Here is a 19,186-nt window from a genome sequence, read left to right as displayed (position 1 = left end):
TTCTACTCCGCGGCCTGCGCGTGGGTCTTCCAGGCGCCCGCGGCCGGGCGCTTGAGCCCGAGATTGTCGCGCAGCGTCGTGCCGGCGTAGTCCTTGTGGAACAGCCCGCGCTTCTGCAACTCGGGCACCACGTGGTTGACGAAGTCGGCATAGGAGCCCGGCACATAGCTCGCCGCGACGACGAAGCCGTCGCAGCCGCGATTGACAAACATCTCCTCCAGCCGATCGGCGATCTCCTTTGGGCCGCCGACCATCGCGTCCTGCACCTGGCCGCGGCCGGAGAAGGTGATGAAGTCGCGGGTCGAGGGATTGCTCTTGCCGGAGGTCCGCAGCACGCCGTCGCGGATGCCGAGCATGCCTTGCATGCCCTGCAGCTCCTCTGATGTCAGCGGCTCGTCGATCGGCTTGGCGCCGAAATCGAAGTTGAGGCCTTCGGCGAGCAGCGACAGCGCGTCGATCTCGAGCGGCAGCTTCTGGATCACCGCCATCCGGTCCTCGGCCTCGGCCTTGGTCGCGCCGGTGACCGGCGTGATCAGATTGCAGAGGAACATCTGGTCGGGATCGCGCCCGGCCTTGGCGGCTTCGCCCCGGATCGCGTCATAGCCCTGCCTGGCATTGGCGAGGTTGCGCGCCGCGGTGAAGATCACCTCGCCCCAGCGCCCGGCAAAGCGCTGGCCGCGGCCGGAGGCGCCGGCCTGGATCACGACGGGATGGCCCTGCGGCGAGCGCGGCACCGTGAACGGGCCGCGCGAGGTGAAGAACGCGCCCTTGTGGTCGAGCCGCTTCACCTTGGTCGGATCGGCGAAGCGGCCGCTCTTCTTGTCGATCACCAGCGAACCGTCTTCCCAGGCGTCCCAGTGGCCGAGCACCACCTCCATGAACTCGTCGGCGCGGTCATAGCGGTGATCGTGCTCGAGATGCTGCTCGCGGCCCATGTTGAGCGCTTCGCCGTCATTGACCGAGGTCACCACGTTCCAGGCGGCGCGGCCACCCGTCATCAGGTCGAGCGTGGCGAAGCGGCGGGCGACGTCGAACGGCTCGAAATAGGTGGTGGAGGCGGTCGAGGCGAGGCCGAGCTTGGTGGTGACCATGCCCATCGTGGTCAGCACCACGATCGGATCCATCTTCACGCAGCGGATGCCGTATTCGACGGTGTGGGCGTGATCGTTGCCGTAGCGATCGGGCATTGCGAGACGATCGTCGAAGAACGCCATGTGGAACTTGCCGCGCTCCAGGATGCGCGCGATCTCCTGATAGTAGTCCGCCGACATCGAATCGTCGCGCGACTCCGGGTGGCGCCAGGAGCCCGGCAGGTTGGTGCAGTTCTGCGCCTGCAAAAAGCCAACCAGCGCCATTTGCCGTGTCATGTCGTTCTCCTGTGTCCGGAACTATCAGCGAAGGTCGAGCTCATCGGTGAGCTTGTAGTCGGCGGCGAGCGCCTTGAGCTTGTCCCAGGTCGCATCCTCGATCTCGATGCCGTCCTTGCGCCGCTGCTGCTCGCGCAGATATTCGATCTCGCCCGGATAGAACACGCCGCGGCTCCCTTCCGAGGGCGGCGTCGATTTCAGGTAGCGGGCGAAGTCGGCGACTTCGCGCCTGAAGTCCTTGAGCGGACGGAACGCGGCGACGTTGAACACCGCCATGAAGCAGCCGTCGTTGTGCCGGCCGGTCGGCTCGACGCCGAAACCGAGCCCGGTCAGCAGGCCGCACAGCACCTCGACCATCGCGGCAAGGCCCGAGCCCTTGTAGCCTTCGCTGCCGCCGAGCGGCAGCAGCGCGCCGCCCTTGCGGTAGTCCTTCGGGTCCGTGGTGTCGCGCCCTTCGGCATCGATAATCCAGCCCTTCGGGATCGCCTCGCCGCGCGCCACCGCGAGCTGGATCTTGCCGGCGGCGACCGCCGAGGTCGCCATATCGAGGTAGAACGGCGCCTCGAGGTCGGACGGCACCGCGATCGAAAGCGGGTTGGTGCCGAGCCGCGCCTCGCGGCCGCCGAACGGCGCCACGTGTTTCGGCGAACGGCCGGAATCGGCGGCCGCAATTCCGATCATGCCTTCGCGCATCGCCATCATCGGGTAATGCGCGAGACGTCCGACATGGCTCTGCCGGAACACGGTGCAGGCCGCGACATTGGCGGTCTTCGCCTTATTGATGGTCATCTCCATCGCCTTGGCGTTGACGTGGAAGCCGAAGCCCCAATGACCGTCGATCACGGTCGTGGTCGGTGTCTCCTGCACGACGGTCCATTTCGCGCCGGGCACGATGTGGCCGGCCTTGATGCGGTCGATATAGGTCGGGATCGCTATCACGCCGTGGGAGTCGTGGCCGGCGAGGTTGGCGTTGACGCAGCCGCAGGCGACGGCGCTCGCCTCCTCCTCCGATGCACCGGCACCCTTGAGGAGCGCCGCGCCGATGCGCGTGAGACGGTCGGCCTGGACGATCGGCATGGGATTTTCCTCGCGGTCTGCCCGCGTGATGCGCGGGTCGTGCTTGCTGTTGTCGACGTCATGCTCTCAAAGCGCAGCAGGGCGAGCAAGGGCAGAAAATCCGGGCGGCCATACCGCCAGCAGGGTGCTCACGGCGATGTTTTCACAGAGTGGAACGGGCGCGGTCGCGATGCGGAATTTGGTCGCTCCGGCGGCGCCGGTAGGGCGCAAATCCCGGCAGTACGGCCCTCCGCCTCAGGCTGGCACACTGGTGTCCGTAATATCCCGGAAAACCGCGGTCCGCGTTCGTCAGTCGTTTACTTTGTCGTGCAACTTGCCGGATACGCTAACCACCACTTAGGCCTCTCGCGGGCAATGTTCCCCGCCAGATTGGAGGGGTTGGCCCCGGGGCCTTCAGGAATCGTGCAGTCGAGCATCGGGCGTACATTCGCGGCGTTGAGTGCCACCAACGAAGCGATCCTGTACGCGAAATCACCAGAAGAATTGTACGGCAAGGTCTGTGAAGCCGCGTTCTCGAGCGGGAGCTTCCTGGCCGCGACCGTGTTTTTGCTGGAGCCGGATACCGGTCGCTTGAAGTTCGCGGCCGGCTTCGGCGACGATGTCGCGCGACTACGCAGCATCACCATTTCCGCGCTCGCCAACACCCCGGAGGGAGAAGGCGTCGCCGGCCGGGCGTTCCGCGATCAGAACGCCTGCGTCGCCAACGACTATGTCAACGACGCCCGTTCGGCCGCCTGGCGCAGCGGTGCCGCGGCGGCCGGCGTCGGCGCGGCGGCGGCCCTGCCGCTGGTCTGCAACCGGCGCAGCGTCGGCGTCTTCATGGTGACGCGGCGCGAGGCCGAGTCGCTGGGCGAAGAGATCGTTTCGCTGCTGGAGCGCATGGCCGCGAACGTGTCCTTTGCGCTCGACAATTTCGACCACGAAGCGTCGCGCAAGAGCGGCGAGCGGGCGATGCGCCGGCTGAACCGCATGTTCGGTGCCATCAGCGCAACCAACGAGGCGATCCTTCGCGCCAAGACCGAGCACGATCTCTATCAGCGGGTCTGCGATGCCGCGGTGTTCAGCGGAAAGTCCTTCGCCACGGTGGTGCTGCTGGCCGAACCAGACACGCACTGGTTCGAGCCCGTCGCCGGCACCGGCGAGGCGCTCGACCTGATCACGCAGACGCGCTTCTCGACCGATCCGGACAACGTCTACGGCAAGGGGATTTGCGGCGAGGCGTTCCGGACCCAGCGGCCCTGCGTCGAGCACGACATCCCGATATCGATGAGCCCGTCGCATGAGCCGATCGGTGGCAGCGGCCTGATGGCCTGCGTGGCGCTGCCGCTCACCCGGTTCGGCAAGAGCGTCGGCGTCCTGATCTTCTTCACCGGCAATTCCTGGGCGCGCGACGAGGAGATCATCGCGCTGCTCGCGGGGATCGCAGAGAATGTCTCGGTCGCGCTCGACAATTTCGGCCGTGCCACCGAGAAGGCCAAGGCCGACGCCGAGCGCGAGCGGCTGTCGCGGATGTTCGCGGCACTGAGCGCGACCAACGAGGCGATCATGCGCGCGAGGTCGCGGCTCGAGATGTTCGAGCTGGTCTGCGCGGCCGCGGCGCATGGCGGCGGGTTCAACTCCACCAGCATCCTGATCGCGAAGCCCGGCGACGATTTCCTGGAGATGATGGCGGTCGCAGGGCCTACCGCGGCAAACGCGCGCCGTCTCAACGTCTCGCGCAGCGAGGCACGCCCCGAAGGGCGCGGCGTCTGCGGCCGGGCGTTCCGCTCGCGGCGCGCCTGCATCAACAACGATTTTCTGGGCGACGTTGCCAACAACCCGTTCCGCGACGTCATCGACCGCGAGGATGCGCGATCGGGCGCGGCATTTCCGCTGATCGTCGACGACGAGCCGGTCGGCGTGATGCTGTTCATCTCCGCCAAGCGCAACACCTTCTCGGCTGAATTCGCCGAGCTGCTGCAGCGGCTCGCGGACAACGTCGCGTACGCGCTGGGGAGCTTCGACCGTGCCGACGAGAAGGCGCGGACCGAGGAGCAGAAGGAGCGGCTGCGGCGGATGTTCGCGGCGCTGAGCGCGACCAACGAGGCGATCATGCGGGCGAAATCCCGCAGCGAACTGTTCGATCTGGTCTGCGATGCCGCAGCGGTCGGCGGCCAGTTCGTCTCGGCCACGATCAGGCTGGTGCGCCCCGGCGAGGTGTTCCTGGACAATGTGGCCGCCTCGGGCCCCGACCGGGTGCGGGCCCGCGAGGTTCAGCTGTCGGCCGACGCGACGCGGCCGGAGGGACAGACGCTGACCGGCGTTGCGATCCGCACGCGCAGGCCCTGCATCAGCAACGACTATCTCAGCGATTTCGGCTCCGAATCGCACGTCTATCCGGCCGTGCGCGACAGCGGCAGCAAATCAGGCGCAGCCCTGCCGCTGCTCAAGAACGGCGAGGCGATCGGCGCGCTGGTGTTTCTCTCAAGCGAGTTCGGCACCTTCAGCCCGGAGATGATGGCGCTGTTGCAGCGGCTTGCCGAGAACGTCTCGTTTGCGCTGGCCAATTTCGATCGCGCCGACGAGAAGGCGCGGGACGACGAGCAGAAGGAGCGGCTGTCGCGGATGTTCGCGGCGCTGAGCGCGACCAATGAGGCGATCATGCGGGCGAAGTCCCGCGCCGAACTGTATCGGCTGGTCTGCGCGGCGGCGGCGACCGGCGGCAAGTTCACCTCGACCACGATCGCGCTGGCGCAGACCGGAAGCGACTATCTGCGGATCGTCGCGATCGCGGGGCCGGCGGCAGAGGGCGCGCGCCAGGTGACGCTCTCGACCAGCGAGGCGCACCCCGAGGGCCGCGGCGCCTGCGGCCGGGCGTTCCGCTCGGGCAAGGCGTGCATCATCAACGACTATTTTGCCGATGCCGAGACCGCCGCCTTCCATGAGCGCGCCCGGCTCGATGGAACGCAGTCCAGCGCCTCGTTTCCGCTTGTTGTCAGCGGGCGGGTGGTCGGGGTCATGATCTTCGTCGCGCTCGACAAGGACACCTTCACGCCGGAGTTCGCCGAGCTGCTGCAGCGCCTCGCCGACAACCTGGCGTTCGCGCTCGAGAGCTTCGATCGCGCCGATGAGAAGCACAAGGCCGATGAGCGCATCGAATACCTTGCGTCGCACGACAGCCTGACCAATCTGCCCAACCGCGAGACGTTCAACGAGATGCTGCATCACGCGATCTCGGCGGCGGATCGCCATCGCCGGCAGCTCGCGGTGCTGTTCATCGATCTCGACCGTTTCAAGGTGATCAACGACTCGCTCGGCCACGACGCCGGCGACATGCTGCTGGTGGCGATCGCCGAGCGGCTGCAGGGATCGTTGCGCGCGAGCGACGTGGTGGCGCGGCTCGGCGGCGACGAGTTCGTGGTCATCCTCGAGGAGACCGCCGAACGGGACGACGTCGAGCGCATCGCCGGCGATCTGCTGATCTCGCTCAGCCAGCCGCTGACGATCAGCGGGCATGAGTGCCACACCACGGCCTCGATCGGCATCGCGATGTATCCGGCCGATGGCTCGGACGTCCAGACGCTGACCAAGAATGCCGACATGGCGATGTATCTCGCCAAGGAAGACGGCAAGAACGGCTTCCGCTTCTTCTCCAACGAGATCAGGGCGCAGTCGATCGAGCGCTTGACGCTGGAGAGCGCGTTGCGCCGCGCGCTGGAGCGCAACCAGTTCTCGCTCGACTATCAGCCCAAGGTCGACATGGCGAGTGGAGCGATCAGCGGCGTCGAGGCGCTGCTGCGCTGGACCCATCCGGAACTCGGCAAGGTAACGCCGGGGCAGTTCATTCCGCTCGCCGAGGAGATCGGCCTGATCGTGCCGATCGGCCGCTGGGTGCTGAAGGAAGCCTGTGCGCAGAACATGGCGTGGCAGCGCCGCGGCCTCAGGGCCGTGACGATGGCGGTCAACCTTTCACCGCGGCAGTTCGGCGATCCGAATTTGCTCGACGACATCGACGCGGCGCTGGAGCAGAGCGGCATGTCGCCGGCGCTGCTCCAGCTCGAGGTCACCGAGAGCATGGTGATGCGCAACGTGACGCGCGCGGTGCGCGTGCTCGACGCGATCCAGAATCGCGGAATTCGGCTCGCGATCGACGATTTCGGCACCGGCTATTCGTCGATGTCGCTGATGAAGCAGTTCCCGATCGACACCATCAAGATCGATCGCTCCTTCGTGCGCGACCTGCCGAATGATTCCGAGGACGTCGCGATCGCGCAGGCGATCATCTCGATGGGCAAGGCGCTCGGCATGACCATCGTCGCCGAGGGCGTCGAGACCTCCGAGCAGCAGGAATTCCTGCGCGCCCATGCCTGCGACGAGATGCAGGGCTTCCTGTTCAGCCGGCCGCTGCCCCCGCGCGATCTCGCCGAATTGTTGAAGCCGTCGCAGGCAGAGGCGTCGCCGCCGTTGCAGCCGTCGCTGGATGGCGAGGCGACCAGCGAGGCCGGGCCGGATCTAGGGCGGAAACGCGCTGTCGTCTGACGGCTGCACGGGCAGGTCGCGAACGTCGGAATCGGTCGATGCGACCTTGCGCGAGAAATCATAGGGCCACGGCACGACGTCCTGGCCGGCCAAAGTCTGGCGCAACACAAGGGCAGCTTCCGCGAAGCTCGCGCCGTCAGGCAGGCGGAGCCGGCGGCTCCAGGTGGGCGGCAGCGGTTCGGCGGCATCGCGCATCTCGAATGCCGGTCCCCACCACCAAGCCGGCGCCGGCGGCCGTTCCGGTTCCGCAATGGCGCGCCAGCGCGCGAACTCGTCGACGATGCGGGCAAATTGCAGCTTGGCGGCGGGATGCATCGAAGGCCCTTCCTCGGGCCGGGATGATAGCATCGCTCCCACCTCGCGCAACGCGGCTATTGGCGGCCGTGCTGCCAATGCGCCGTCACGTCGGAGCCCGATTTGTTGAGGTGGACGTGCTGGTCGACATGGTCGACCCAGGACAGCGGAATGAAGTGGTGGTGCTGACCGTCAGGCGAGCTTTGCTTGGTCAGCTTGATCTTGTCGGTGCCTTCCATGTGGTCGACCTTGCCGACCGTTTTCTTGTCCGACGAGATCACATCCATATGTTCCCGAATGTCGGTAGTGTTTGCCATGCGTCATCTCCTCGTCACGCTGATGAGGATGAAACGCCGCGTGGATGCGAAGGTTGCTAGCCGGTTCCGGCTACTTCTGCTCGACCTCGGTCGCGGTGGCCGGGCCTTCGCCCATGATCAGCAGCACGGCGTCCTCGTCCTTGGCGCCGTCCCAGTGGACCTGCTTGCCGAAATGGGTGACGAAGCTGCCGGCCGGTATCGCCACGGTGCCGTGATCGGGATCGAACTTCGGACCCGAGCCGACCCACCAGGTGCCCTTGAGCACCACGATGTATCGGTCGTTGGGATGGAAGTGCGGACGGCTGAAGTGATTGCCTTTGGTCCATTTGGTGTAGACCATGTAGAAGCCGGGCTTCGAGGGATCGCCGACCACGACGGCATTCTGCGCGCCGCGCGCATCGACCGGGCTCCAGGGAATCTGATCCGGCAGCTTGTAGGTGACGGCGGCCGGATTGAGCTCGGCGGCTGAGCTGACGCTCAGCATGTAGGCAAGAGCCAACGGCGTCATCAGGTATCGCCAGGATCGGTTCGACGCCGTCATCGGTATGCTCCCAGATCGGATTTCCCGGGCGACTGCCGCGCCCGTATGCCGCGCGATGCTAGTGGACCTCGCTTCCGCCCGGCAAGACGCGGCCGTGCATGTCTGATCTCAGGATTGCGACAACGATCACGGACACAACGCAGTTGCAATATGAAAAAGCATTTACGCCGCCGCAGACGATGATAGGTTGCGCGCCAACCAAAAGACGGGAGGATAACCTTGAGGAAGCATCTGTCGATACTGGCGGCGGGACTTGTGATCGGTGCGGCCGCGCTGCAATTTTCCACCACCGCCTCGGGCGACGACGGCTGGGTCACGCTGCTCGACAGCTCCAAGAAGGGTGACTGGGACGAGGTCGGCAAGGCCAATTGGGCCATGAAGGACGGTGCGCTGGTCGCCGACAAGCTCGACGGCAAGGATCTCTCCTATCTCGTCAGCAAGACCCAATACAAGGATTTCCAGATCCGGGCGGAGTTCTGGACCGACGAGGATGCCAACAGCGGCATCTTCATCCGCTGCGAAGGCAACAAGGTGATCGACTCCAAGGTTTGCTACGAGGTCAACATCTTCGACAAGCGGCCGGACCCGACCTACGGCACCGGCGCGATTGTCGACGTCGGCAAGGTCGATCCGATGCCGAAGGCGGCCGGCAAGTGGAACGTCTACGAGATCACGGCGCAGGGGCCGCATTTCGTCGTGACGCTGAACGGCCAGAAGACCGTCGACGCCCAGGACTCCAAGCACGCCAACGGCTACATCGCGCTCCAGTACGGTTCGGGCGTGGTCAAGTTCCGCAAGGTGCAGATCAAGCCGCTCTGACGGCGTCGGTTGAGCGGGGCCTCCGTCGCACTGCGACGAGGCCCCTCCTCATTGAGGAGCACTGTCGATCGTAGAGACCTTCCGATCGTCGCCTTGCGTGCGCAGATGATGGCCGATCACGAGCCCGCTCAGGCACAGCAACAGCCCAAGTGCCGGCGGCGCAAACAGCGCCTCTTCCTGGAAGATGCCGTTCACGAGCACGACCATCGTGCCGAAGGCGGCGAGCCCTTGGATGAGAACTCCCGACGAGGCGTAGAGGCGCCAGGCCTTCAGCGCCATTGCGAGGAAGTAGCCGAGCGGCACCAGCGAGCCGATCCCCATTTGGTACAGCAACACGCCGACGGCGCTCTCCACCGCGCCGTCCATCGTGCCGGCCGCCTGTGCGGCGTTCCAGTCGATCGAAAAGTAGCCTTCGGAGAGGTTGCCGCCGACGCCAAGTCCGCGGCCGATCGGATTCTGCCGAAAGCCGTCCCACCCGCCCATGAAGCCGATCACGTGGAAGTCGCCGATCTGGAGTCCGATATAGATCGCGGCAATGGCGTACAGCATGAGCCCGACCAGCGCGACGGCAAGGGTGATGGTGGCGCCGAGCAGCCAGGTTGCCGTCCAGGCCAGGGCGACGAAGATGACCAGGATGAGCGCGCCTTTCACGCTGCAGCAGATCAGCAGGGGGATTGCGGCCAGCGCCAGCCAGCGATATCCGACCGCGAACAGGAACAGGATGGAGAAGGCGATGCCATAACCGAAGCTGATCGGGCTCATATTCGGTCCGAAGATGCGCAGCAACGACGAGAGGCCGAGGTCCTCGAACAACGGGCTGTTGAGAAAGCTGAAACGGAAGCGATCGATCAGATCGACCGGCACCCTGCCGGTTGCGCGCATCTCGGCTTCCCAGGATCCGGAACGGGTCGCCTTCAGCTCGTCGAAATGCCAGAACGTGTAGCCGTTGGTGATGGAGAGCCAGAAATCGCGGAACAGCAGTTCGACATATCCGCAGACGATCAGCAGCGCGGCAACCGTCACCAGGAAGGGCGTGATGCGGATCTCGAAGGTTGCGGCCGTCAGCAGCGACAGCTGAAACAGAAACAGCGGCAGCGCGATGTTGCGCAGATAGACGAGGGCCGCGTGCGAATCCTGGGTGGCGCCGAGCAGGAAATACGCCGTCACGGTTGCGAGCGTGATCAACCCCCATTTCATGATCCGGTCGATCTCGGCGGAACGTTTGCGCTCGTGCAGCGCATAGAGCGCCAGGGTGACCAGCCACATCACCGCGCAGACCAGGAAATTGTAGCCCTTGACGAAATCCATCTCCTGCTCGGTCGTCATATAGGACGACAGGATCGAGACGAAGAGATTCTGGAAGAAGATGATGAAGATGGCGATCGACGGCGCGTAGGCCGGCACCGCGAGCACGATGGCGCAGCCGATCAGGCTTTCGACGACGATTGCGAGCCCGGCGTTGGCCGCCTGCATGATCGGTGCGAATGCGATCGATGCCACGGCGATGCCGAGTGCTGGAATCAGATCGCCGGCCAACAGCGGCCGCGGGGCTATCTCTGCTCGCACAGGCTCTGACCTAATGTGACCGGACGTGTGGGCGTGCCACACCGCATCGTCGATCTAGCCGCGCATTGTGTAAGAACCGGTTAACCAGATGGGTTAGCGGGTGCCGAGCAGGGCCCGCAGCGCATCGCGGTCGACCTTGCCGGCGACCGCGTCGGCGATGCCGAAGCCCTGCGACAGCTCCCAATGGGTCCAGCCCCAGCATTGTTGCCGGGCGTAGGCCGTCACGCCGGCGAGCCAGCGCAGCCGGCTGTCGCGCGGCGCTCCGGCCTTGAGCACACCAAATTCATTAATGATGATCGGCCGCGAATATTGCCGTTGCCAGGCGGCGGCAGGCTCGAGCCATTTGTCGATGCCGCGGTCGGGAATGGCGCGGTCCACCATCGCGAGTGCCTTGCGCTTGTCCAGCGCGGTGAGCTGCTCCCGCAGCTGTCGAACCCTGGGATCGTCGGCGCGGACCGGATAAGGCAATCCGGTGACGTCGTGCAGTGGCTCACTCGGATCCCAATGGGCCTGATGGGTGAACACCATCGGATCGTAGAAGTGGATGGCATAGACGACGTTCGGATCGTCGAGCGGCGTGAAGCCCGGCAGCGAATCCGCGCGCTGCCAGTTGACCGGCCCGGTGATCAGCGTGGTCTGCGGCAGCAGGCCGCGAATGAAGCCCGCCAGCTCGCGGACTTCGCCCTGCCATTGCACGGCCTCGACATCCGGCTCGTTCAACAGTTCCGCAAACACACGGTCGGACGGATAGCGCTGCATGACCGTTGCGAGCTCGGTCCAGGCGCGCTTCATTTCGGTCATCGCACTGGTGGGATCGTCCTTGTGCAGCGCGTTGAAGCGCTCGCCGGAATGCAGGTCGATCGACACCGCATAGCCGAGGCCGAGCAGGGTCTTGAGCGCGGCATCGACGGTGCGCAGGCGGCCGTCGATCTCCGCTTTCGCGGCGAAGCGCGGCATGACGAAGTCGGCGGGCACCGGCAGCCGGACGTGGGACATGCCGGCCTTGCGCAGTTCGAGCAGCAGGCCGCGGGGCGGCGCCGACCGCGGATCGGCGACCCAGCCGTCGGCATTGACGCCGCGTGACAGCGCCTTGAGCCGGTCGGCCGGGACGCCTTCGATCAAGGCGGGGCAGGCCCGCGCGGCGACCGACAGCAGAATGGACGCGCTGACCGCGAGGGCAAGGATCGATGGCCGCGTCATGACCGGTCAGCGTGCGATGGTTGTCGCGGGATCGTGACGGGTTGCGGGGCGCTCACGAATATACTGCCTGTTGTGTTCGGGCCGGCCGGGGTCGCGGGGCGTCGTCCGAAAAGATAGCTCGGCCAAGCAACGATGCGGTAAAGACGTAACACGAAAATTTAACTTATGCGCCTTCGTCGACTATCCACGAGAATCGCAAACGAAGCGTTTGGTCGCGACCGCGCCGTGCTGGCGCTGCGTCACTATCCGAAACTCTCCCCGCACGACTGAAGCAGGCGCTCGGCAAGGCGACGCCGTCGCGCGAACAGGATTGAGCCGCCGGTGCTGCGCGCCGGAGCTAGATCCCTCGGACCACGCCCGGCTGGCCCGGTGCGCATTCCAGCGCAGCACGGTCCCAGCTCGCGTTGATGGCCGCCGCCTCATAGCTCGATTGCAGGAATTCGAGCAGCGCCTTGTCGGGGTCTGCGGCCATTCGCACGGCATCGTAGGGCAGGATGAATTCGCCGAGTGCCTCGCCGAAGAACGCAGCATCGGGCCGTACCGGCGAGCTGCGATAGCCCTCGGGCTCCGGATAGGCGTAGGAATAGAATGCGGGATAATCGATCGCGCCGCCGCCCGGCCAGAAGCCTGCGCTGCTGACCTCGTGCGAATAGGCTTCGTGCGCCACCTCGTCGGGCAAATGGGGCACGCCGCCGGGATGCAGCGGCGCGGTTCTGCCGGAAAACCGCGTCACCGCGAGATCGAAGCTGCCCCAGAAGAAATGCACCGGGCTCGCCTTGCCGAGAAAGCCGGTCCGGAATTGCTTGAACACGCGGTCGCAGTTCACAAGGATCTGGTGAAACCGGCGCACGGCATCCGCGTCGTACGACGCATGCTGCGTATCCTGCGAGAAGCGGATCGGGTCGGCGACTTCGTTCGGTATCTCGTCAATGGCGACGTCGATTCCGAGGTCCTTCAGATTGGTCATGACCGCGGCGTAGAAGCTTGCGACCGATTGACCGGCCAGCGCGAATTGCCGCTCGGTGCCGTCGCTGGTCGAGATGCGGAGCATGTGATCGATGAAATCGAAGTCGATCTGGAACGTGCGATCGCCGTCGGGGATCGGGGAGGTCGTCAGCCCGCGCGCCGTGACATAGAGCGTGACGTGCCAGGAGTGATTGAGCCAGGGCGACTTCGCCAGCCGGATCTTGCCGGCGATCTGGGTGAAGAGCTGGAGCGTGGCACAGCTCTCGCGCCACGCCGCGGTCGGCAGTTCCGGCCAGCGGGTCTTCTGTGTGTTGGTCATGGCAAACCTCTGGGCTGCGCCGACAAGATGCCTTGCGGCATACCACGAAACTGGCCCCGATGACTTCGGGAACCGACACTGCCGAAACAGCGGATCGGGCGGCAATCGTCAGGAGAGTGCCGCCCTGTTGTGCGAGAATCCGGCCGGGCATGAAGCTCAACCGGCTTCACCATGCGGCTCAGCCGTGAAGTTTCCTCGCGGTCTCCGCGATCGCACGGCCCTGATAGCGGGCGCCGGCGAGTTCGTTCTCGCTGGGCTGGCGGCTGCCGTCGCCACCGGTGATCGTGGTGGCGCCGTAGGGCGCGCCGCCGGTGACCTCGTCGAGCCTCATCTGTCCGGCAAAGCCGTAGTTCAGCCCGACCACCGTCAAGCCGAAATGCAGGAGATTGGTGATGATCGAAAACAGCGTGGTCTCCTGGCCGCCGTGCTGGGTCGCGCTCGAGGTGAAGGCGCCGCCGACCTTGCCGTTCAGCGCGCCCTTGGCCCAGAGGCCGCCGGCCTGGTCGAGGAAGTTGGCCATCTGCGAGGCCATGCGGCCGAAGCGGGTGCCGGTGCCGACGATGATCGCATCGTAGTTGGCGAGATCGTCGATCTTGGCGATCGGCGCGGCCTGGTCGAGCTTGTAGTGCGAGGCCTTGGCGACTTCGGCCGGCACCAGCTCGGGCACGCGCTTGATGTCGACGGTGACGCCGGCTTCGCGAGCGCCTTCCGCAACGGCATTCGCCATCGCTTCGATGTGACCGTAGGCGGAGTAATAGAGAATGAGAACCTTGGCCATGATGGCCTCCTTTAGGGTTGAGGTAGGGGGAGATGATCTGGGGGAGGAGCATGCGCGGACGTCGGTCCGCGCATGCCGGGTGAGTGGTGATCAGGCCGCGTCGACGAGCACGAGCTCGGTATCCTCGAGCGCGGTGATCTTGAGCTTGGCCTCGTCACGGATCGCGGCGCCGTCGCGGGCGTTGACGCGCACGCCGTTGACCTCGATGCTGCCGGCCGCCGGCACCAGATAGAGGTGACGGGCCTTGTCGGCGGCGTATTCCGCGCTCTCGCCGGCCTTCAGCGTGGTGGCGAGCACCCGCGCATTGGCACGGATCGGCAGCGCGTCATTGTCGCCGTCGATACCCGAGGCGATGGTGACGAGCTTGCCGGAGCGGTCCGCCTTCGGGAACGGCTTCGAGCCCCAGGTCGGGTGGCCGCCCTTCGTCGTCGGCTCGATCCAGATCTGGAAGATCTTGGTCTTCGCCGGCTCCAGATTGTACTCGGAGTGACGGATGCCGCTGCCGGCGCTCATCACCTGCACGTCGCCGGCTTCGGTGCGTCCCTTGTTGCCGAGCGAGTCCTGGTGCGTGATCGCGCCTTCGCGAACATAGGTGATGATCTCCATGTTGGCGTGCGGATGCGCCGGGAAGCCGGAATTGGGCGCGATCTCGTCGTCGTTCCAGACGCGCAGCGCGCCGTGGCTGACATTGTCGGGATCGTAGTAGCTCGCGAACGAGAAGTGATGCTTGGCCTTCAGCCAGCCGTGGTCGGCGCCGCCAAGCTCTGCGAATGGTCTGAGTTCGATCATGGTCATTCCCCTTGATGTCGATGTTGAGGAGCGGGCCGGGCGCACCGCGCCCGGCGTCTCCAGAAAATTTTCGATCAGGCGCCGAAGCCGCCGTCGACGTTGAGCACGGTGCCGGTCACGAACGAGGCTTCCGGGCTTGCCAGGAACACGACGCCGGCGGCGACCTCCTCTGGGCGGCCGAAGCGCTGCAGCGCGTGCTGCAGGCGTTGCGTCTCGGCAAACTCGCCACCGTCCTTCGGGTTCATGTCGGTGTCGATCGAGCCGGGCTGCACCACGTTCACCGTGATGCCGCGCGGTCCGAGGTCGCGCGCCGCGCCCTTGGTGTAGCCGACGACGGCCGCCTTGGTGGCGACGTAGTCGGCAAGGCCCGGGAACGAGGCGCGGTCCGCCAGCATGGAGCCGACGGTGACGATGCGGCCGCCTTCGCCCATCAGCTTGGAGGCGGCGCGGATCGCGGTGATCACGCCGTCGATGTTGATCGCCTCCTGGCGGGCGAGCGTCGCGGTGTCGGCCTTGGGATCGTCGACTGCACCGCCCGATGCGACGCCGGCATTGTTGACCAGGATGTCGAGCCGGCCAAAATCCCTGGCGACGGTATTCACCAGCTGATCGACATCGGATGACGAGGCCTGGTCGGCCTTGTAGGCGCGGGCGTTGACACCCTTGCCCTTCAACTCGGCGACGACGGCCTCGGCCTTCTCGGGAGAGGCGACGTAGCTGATCGCGACGTTGGCGCCTTCCGCCGCGAGTGCACGGGCGCTGGCCGCGCCGATGCCGCGCGAACCGCCGGTGACGAGCGCAACCTTGCCTGAGAGCTTCTTGGTCATTGGATTTCTCCATCGGTTGAATTTGATGGCACTTGGATATGCTTCCGGCTGTGGTATAGAAATAGAAACTATCGAAACTCATTGTTTCCACTATTGAGCAATCAGGACTGCGGCCCATGTCGAAACTGCCGGACTTCGAGGCGCTCGCGATCTTCGCAAAAGTCGTGGAATTACGGTCGTTTGCGGCGGCCGCGACCGAGCTCTCGCTGTCCAAGGCGACGGTATCCAAGGCGGTCAGCCGGCTGGAGGAACGGCTCGGTGCGCGGCTGTTCAACCGCACGTCGCGGCGGCTGGCGCTGACCGATGCCGGCCAGAAATTGTCGGAGCGCGCCGCGCGGCTGCTCGCCGACGGCGAAGCCGCCGAGAACGAGGCGCTGGCGCAATCGACCACGCCGCGCGGCCTGGTGCGGCTCGCGGTGCCGATGAGCTTCGGCATCAAGACGGTGGCGCCGCTGCTGCCGGAATTCATGGAGGCCTATCCGGAGGTTTCGATCGACCTGCATTTGAGCGACGCGACGGTCGATCTGATCGGCGAGGGCTTCGATGCCGGCCTGCGCATCGCGCGGCTGCCGGATTCCTCGCTGATCGCGCGGCGGCTGTGCGGCATGCCGCGCTACACGGTGGCGGCGCCGTCTTATCTGAAGCGCCACGGCCGGCCGACCCATCCGATGCATCTCGCCGAGCACAAATGCTTCGGTTACGCCTATCTCTCGACCCAGGGCGTCTGGCACTACACCAACGCGTCGGGCGAACAGGCGAGCGTGCGTCCCGCCGGCCAGCTCCGGGTCAACAATGGCGAGGCGGTGATGCCCGCGCTGCTCGCCGGCCTCGGCATCGCCGATCTGCCCGACTTCATCGTCGGCGACGCGATCGCGCGCGGCGAGGTCGAGGTAATCCTGAAAGGCTGGAAGCAGCCCGAGGGTGCCGTGCATCTCGTCACCCCGCCCGGCGGCCCGCGTCCCGCCCGCGTCGAGGTGCTGGCGGATTTCCTGGCCAAGCATTTCGCCAAAGGGCGCGCCCAACGGAAATAGAGCACCGCGCTCAGCGGAAACCGACGTCCGCACGCGCACCGGCCGACCGCCGTGCGGCCCGTCACATTCGTGTCATCCCTTTTAAATTGTATAACTTATGTGAACTAACCCATGATCGTGGGATGCCGCGATCGTCTATTTCTGCGTCCTGAACCGGTGTTGCCGCAAAGCGCATTTTCGGAGGAACCAGATGATTGATCTGACCAAGCATGATTTCACGTCATTGTCGGTCAAGGACCTGCTCGATGCCCGCGAGGCCTATCACGTGCATCTGGCGCATCTGCAATCGGTCTACGCCACGGCGATCGGGCGCTATCTGATCCGGGACAATGATCGCAACGCGACGGAAAGAAAGGCGCACTCCAAACCGCAGGCGCTCGGCCCGCGCACGCTGTTCAATTCGTCGGTCAAGGACTGGTCGTGGCCCTGCATCCTCGTCTTCGTCCGCGACTGGATGAAGCGCTCCGAGCTGAAGAACCATCCCGGGAAGCAGGACCAGCTGGTGCCTCCGTTCCTGTATCTGCCCGATGGTCGCGTCGTGCCCACCTGCGTCGTCAAGGTCGATCCGAACGAGGGCAGCCCCGGCACCGTCGATCCGCCGGTGTTCAAGAGCGATCTGGTTGGCGGCGGCTTTCCGGTGCAGACCATGATCCAGGGCAAGATCCACCGTGGCTCGATCGGCTGTCTCGTCACCAATGGCGAGACAGTGTTTGCGCTCTCCAACCGTCACGTGGTCGGCGCCGCCGGCCGCGAGATCTTCGCCGGCTTCAAGAACACCGACCGCCGCCTCGGCGTCAGCGATGCGCTGCAACTCGGCAAGCGCGCCTTCAGCGAGGTCTATCCCGGCTGGCCCGGCTCGCGCGTGGTGGCCAATCTCGATGCCGGCTTGATCCGCGTCGATGACGTCAAGGGCTGGACCGCACAGGTTTACGGCGTGGGCCAGGTCGGCGACGTCGTCGACCTCAATGTCGGCACCTTCCGTCTCGACATCATCAACCAGCCGCTGATCGCGTTCGGCGCGACCAGCGGATTGATGAAGGGCAAGATCCTCGGCCTGTTCTATCGCTACAAGACCGTCGGCGGCATGGAATATGTCAGCGATTTCGTGATCGGCCCGCGCGATGGCGACACGCCGCTCAACAATTATCCGGGCGACTCCGGCACGGTCTGGTTCGTCGACGATCCGGACGCCAGGAAGAACGCCAGCGGCGCGCGGATCCTCAGTCCCCTGGCGCTCGAATGGGGCGGCCAGGAATTGTTCGGATCGAGCGGCAAGGTCCCGATGCAGGTTGCGCTCGGCATCTGCATGGCAACGCTGTGCCGCGAGCTCGACGTCGAACTGATCGGCGACTGGAACGCCGGCCACACCGAGTATTGGGGCGAATGGGGGCACGTCAAGATCGGCGCCTACGCGACCGGTCTGATCGACGCGAAGCTGCCCAAGCTCGCCACCATGATGGACGCCAATTCCGACAATATCGGCCTCGACGACAAGCTGCTTGCCGACCTCAAGCCGCATCAGCGAGGCACGTTCTCGCCGCTGGCCGATGTCGCCGATCTGGTCTGGCGCTTCACCCGGCACACCGACGAAAGCAACCATTTCGCCGACATGGACAAGCCGGGCAGGGACGGCAAGACGCTGCTCGAGCTTTGCGCGGAGTCGACGCGCAATGTCGATCCGAAGGTCTGGAACGACTATTACGAAGGGATCGGCGAGGACCGGCGCGGCGCGCTGCCGTTCCGGGTCTGGCAGATTTTCGACGAGATGGTGGAGTACGCCGCCGCCAACCAGAAGCTGGAGTTCGTCTGCGCCGCGGGCATTGTCGCGCATTACATCGGCGATGCCTGCCAGCCGCTGCACATCTCGCAATTCCACCATGGCCTCGATCCGAACGACAAGGCGCATGCCAAGGTGCACAGCGTGTACGAGACCACGATGATCGGCCGCCACGGCAAGGATCTCATCAAGATGATCCCTGACGTCCGGACCGGCGACGTCGCCGGGATCGTCCCTGGCGGCACGCCGACCGGCCGCGACGCCGCGGTTGCCGTGGTCGCGCTGATGCAGCGGACCGTGAAGCGGCTGCCGCCGATGACCATCGTCAACCTGTTCAATTCGCATATGGGCGGCGGCCAGGTCGAGGCGCTGTGGTCGAAGCTGAAGGACGCCACCGCGGCCTGCATGCAGGACGGTGCCAAGACCCTGGCCCGGGTCTGGGAAGCGGCCTGGCGCGCCGGCGCGGGCGAGGATCGCGGGCAGGGCGGCAAGTTCGATCAGAACAGTTTGAGCAAGCTCTACAACGACCCGAGCTTCCTGCCGGCGTTCCCGCTCCAGCAACTCACACTGGATGCCGACGACCACCTCGTTCCGATCGGAGGAAGCAGCACGCGCCGCCGCAGCGCGACAACGGCGCGACGCGCGCGTCCGCAAGCAGCGAAGAAGGCCGCCAGGAAAGCTGCGAGGGAAACGGCCCGGAAGGCGCCGAAGAAGGCGGTGGCGCGCAAGCGTCCGGCCGCGGCAGCTCCGGTCCGCCGTGCGGCCGCCAGCAAGAAGACCGCGACCAAGCGCGGCGCGGCCAGCAAACGGTCGGTCGGAAAGACCCGCAAAGCGGCGCGCAAGCGTTAGCTAGAGCATGATGGAGTCAGGCTGAACCAGCCTCGCGGCAGACTGCTGAACCTCTCCCGCTTGCGGGGGAGGTCGTATCGCATCAGAGATGCGATACGGGTGGGGGCTCTCTCCACGATACGACTCGTGGAGAGAGCCCCCACCCCAACCC

15 protein-coding genes are annotated in these 19,186 nt (G+C 65.6%); 4 read left to right on the top strand and 11 right to left on the bottom strand.

Annotation, left to right across the window (positions count from 1 at the left end):
* Positions 1 to 2: 2 nt before the first annotated feature.
* Entirely contained in the window at positions 3 to 1,367 is a 1,365-nt protein-coding gene (locus AC1VNY_RS38870) for an LLM class flavin-dependent oxidoreductase (protein ID WP_482409137.1), read from the bottom strand.
* Between the two features lie 24 nt (positions 1,368 to 1,391).
* The gene (locus AC1VNY_RS38865) at positions 1,392 to 2,444 is read right to left on the bottom strand and encodes an Ldh family oxidoreductase (RefSeq protein ID WP_482409136.1); all 1,053 of its coding nucleotides are present in this window, start codon (positions 2,442 to 2,444) and stop codon (positions 1,392 to 1,394) included.
* A gap of 402 nt (positions 2,445 to 2,846) precedes the next feature.
* Between AC1VNY_RS38865 and AC1VNY_RS38860 the strand changes: the two genes are divergently transcribed.
* A complete protein-coding gene (locus tag AC1VNY_RS38860; protein WP_482409135.1) occupies positions 2,847 to 6,962 on the top strand; it encodes a bifunctional diguanylate cyclase/phosphodiesterase in 4,116 nt (1,371 codons plus the stop codon).
* Here the strand turns inward: AC1VNY_RS38860 and AC1VNY_RS38855 are convergent.
* The 3 genes from AC1VNY_RS38855 to AC1VNY_RS38845 all read right to left on the bottom strand — a co-directional run bounded on the left by AC1VNY_RS38855 (position 6,936) and on the right by AC1VNY_RS38845 (position 8,114).
* Positions 6,936 to 7,277: a hypothetical protein gene (locus AC1VNY_RS38855; protein WP_482409134.1), complete on the bottom strand. Its 342-nt coding sequence runs from the start codon at positions 7,275 to 7,277 to the stop codon at positions 6,936 to 6,938. The genes AC1VNY_RS38860 and AC1VNY_RS38855 overlap by 27 nt on opposite strands.
* A 56-nt stretch (positions 7,278 to 7,333) precedes the next feature.
* Positions 7,334 to 7,573 carry a DUF2171 domain-containing protein gene (locus tag AC1VNY_RS38850; protein WP_482409133.1) on the bottom strand — a complete coding sequence of 80 codons (240 nt, stop codon included), beginning with the start codon at positions 7,571 to 7,573 and terminating at the stop codon, positions 7,334 to 7,336.
* A 70-nt stretch (positions 7,574 to 7,643) separates the two neighbouring features.
* Positions 7,644 to 8,114 (bottom strand): cupin domain-containing protein, encoded by a 471-nt coding sequence (locus AC1VNY_RS38845; RefSeq protein ID WP_482409132.1) that lies wholly within the window; start codon positions 8,112 to 8,114, stop codon positions 7,644 to 7,646.
* Positions 8,115 to 8,333: 219 nt separating this feature from the next.
* Between AC1VNY_RS38845 and AC1VNY_RS38840 the strand changes: the two genes are divergently transcribed.
* Positions 8,334 to 8,933 carry a 3-keto-disaccharide hydrolase gene (locus tag AC1VNY_RS38840; protein ID WP_482409131.1) on the top strand — a complete coding sequence of 200 codons (600 nt, stop codon included), beginning with the start codon at positions 8,334 to 8,336 and terminating at the stop codon, positions 8,931 to 8,933.
* 48 nt (positions 8,934 to 8,981) lie between these two features.
* Here AC1VNY_RS38840 and AC1VNY_RS38835 read toward each other — a convergent pair whose 3' ends face one another.
* The 6 genes from AC1VNY_RS38835 to AC1VNY_RS38810 form a co-directional block, all read right to left on the bottom strand.
* Positions 8,982 to 10,469 carry a hypothetical protein gene (locus tag AC1VNY_RS38835; RefSeq protein WP_482409130.1) on the bottom strand — a complete coding sequence of 496 codons (1,488 nt, stop codon included), beginning with the start codon at positions 10,467 to 10,469 and terminating at the stop codon, positions 8,982 to 8,984.
* A 123-nt stretch (positions 10,470 to 10,592) separates the two neighbouring features.
* Entirely contained in the window at positions 10,593 to 11,699 is a 1,107-nt protein-coding gene (locus AC1VNY_RS38830) for a glycoside hydrolase family 5 protein (RefSeq protein WP_482409129.1), read from the bottom strand.
* A 337-nt stretch (positions 11,700 to 12,036) separates the two neighbouring features.
* Positions 12,037 to 12,984 (bottom strand): DUF5996 family protein, encoded by a 948-nt coding sequence (locus tag AC1VNY_RS38825; protein ID WP_482409128.1) that lies wholly within the window; start codon positions 12,982 to 12,984, stop codon positions 12,037 to 12,039.
* A gap of 178 nt (positions 12,985 to 13,162) precedes the next feature.
* Positions 13,163 to 13,762 carry an NAD(P)H:quinone oxidoreductase gene (gene wrbA, locus AC1VNY_RS38820; RefSeq protein ID WP_482409127.1) on the bottom strand — a complete coding sequence of 200 codons (600 nt, stop codon included), beginning with the start codon at positions 13,760 to 13,762 and terminating at the stop codon, positions 13,163 to 13,165.
* 90 nt (positions 13,763 to 13,852) lie between these two features.
* Positions 13,853 to 14,551: a pirin family protein gene (locus AC1VNY_RS38815; RefSeq protein ID WP_482409126.1), complete on the bottom strand. Its 699-nt coding sequence runs from the start codon at positions 14,549 to 14,551 to the stop codon at positions 13,853 to 13,855.
* A gap of 74 nt (positions 14,552 to 14,625) precedes the next feature.
* Complete coding sequence (locus AC1VNY_RS38810; protein WP_482409125.1) at positions 14,626 to 15,378, bottom strand: SDR family NAD(P)-dependent oxidoreductase; 753 nt, start codon at positions 15,376 to 15,378, stop codon at positions 14,626 to 14,628.
* A gap of 116 nt (positions 15,379 to 15,494) precedes the next feature.
* On the opposite strand from AC1VNY_RS38810, the gene AC1VNY_RS38805 reads away from it, so the two are divergent.
* Together AC1VNY_RS38805 and AC1VNY_RS38800 are read left to right on the top strand one after the other, a co-directional pair.
* Positions 15,495 to 16,409 carry a LysR family transcriptional regulator gene (locus AC1VNY_RS38805; RefSeq protein WP_016846155.1) on the top strand — a complete coding sequence of 305 codons (915 nt, stop codon included), beginning with the start codon at positions 15,495 to 15,497 and terminating at the stop codon, positions 16,407 to 16,409.
* Positions 16,410 to 16,599: 190 nt separating this feature from the next.
* On the top strand, positions 16,600 to 19,035 hold the full coding sequence (locus AC1VNY_RS38800) for a Nal1-like putative serine protease (protein WP_482409124.1): 2,436 nt from the start codon (positions 16,600 to 16,602) through the stop codon (positions 19,033 to 19,035).
* Positions 19,036 to 19,186 lie beyond the last annotated feature (151 nt).

The sequence above is a fragment of the Bradyrhizobium ferriligni genome (genome assembly GCF_056837965.1).
This window is presented reverse-complemented; position numbering and strand designations above follow the sequence as displayed.

Bases quoted from the DNA above. Each gene is read 5' to 3' on its own strand.
- AC1VNY_RS38810 (WP_482409125.1), bottom strand. From the start codon at position 15,378: ATGACCAAGAAGCTCTCAGGCAAGGTTGCGCTCGTCACCGGCGGTTCG.
- wrbA (WP_482409127.1), bottom strand. From the start codon at position 13,762: ATGGCCAAGGTTCTCATTCTCTATTACTCCGCCTACGGTCACATCGAA.
- AC1VNY_RS38870 (WP_482409137.1), bottom strand. From the start codon at position 1,367: ATGACACGGCAAATGGCGCTGGTTGGCTTTTTGCAGGCGCAGAACTGC.
- AC1VNY_RS38800 (WP_482409124.1), top strand. From the start codon at position 16,600: ATGATTGATCTGACCAAGCATGATTTCACGTCATTGTCGGTCAAGGAC.
- AC1VNY_RS38855 (WP_482409134.1), bottom strand. From the start codon at position 7,277: ATGCATCCCGCCGCCAAGCTGCAATTTGCCCGCATCGTCGACGAGTTC.
- AC1VNY_RS38845 (WP_482409132.1), bottom strand. From the start codon at position 8,114: ATGACGGCGTCGAACCGATCCTGGCGATACCTGATGACGCCGTTGGCT.
- AC1VNY_RS38815 (WP_482409126.1), bottom strand. From the start codon at position 14,551: ATGATCGAACTCAGACCATTCGCAGAGCTTGGCGGCGCCGACCACGGC.
- AC1VNY_RS38850 (WP_482409133.1), bottom strand. From the start codon at position 7,573: ATGGCAAACACTACCGACATTCGGGAACATATGGATGTGATCTCGTCG.
- AC1VNY_RS38805 (WP_016846155.1), top strand. From the start codon at position 15,495: ATGTCGAAACTGCCGGACTTCGAGGCGCTCGCGATCTTCGCAAAAGTC.
- AC1VNY_RS38830 (WP_482409129.1), bottom strand. From the start codon at position 11,699: ATGACGCGGCCATCGATCCTTGCCCTCGCGGTCAGCGCGTCCATTCTG.
- AC1VNY_RS38825 (WP_482409128.1), bottom strand. From the start codon at position 12,984: ATGACCAACACACAGAAGACCCGCTGGCCGGAACTGCCGACCGCGGCG.
- AC1VNY_RS38865 (WP_482409136.1), bottom strand. From the start codon at position 2,444: ATGCCGATCGTCCAGGCCGACCGTCTCACGCGCATCGGCGCGGCGCTC.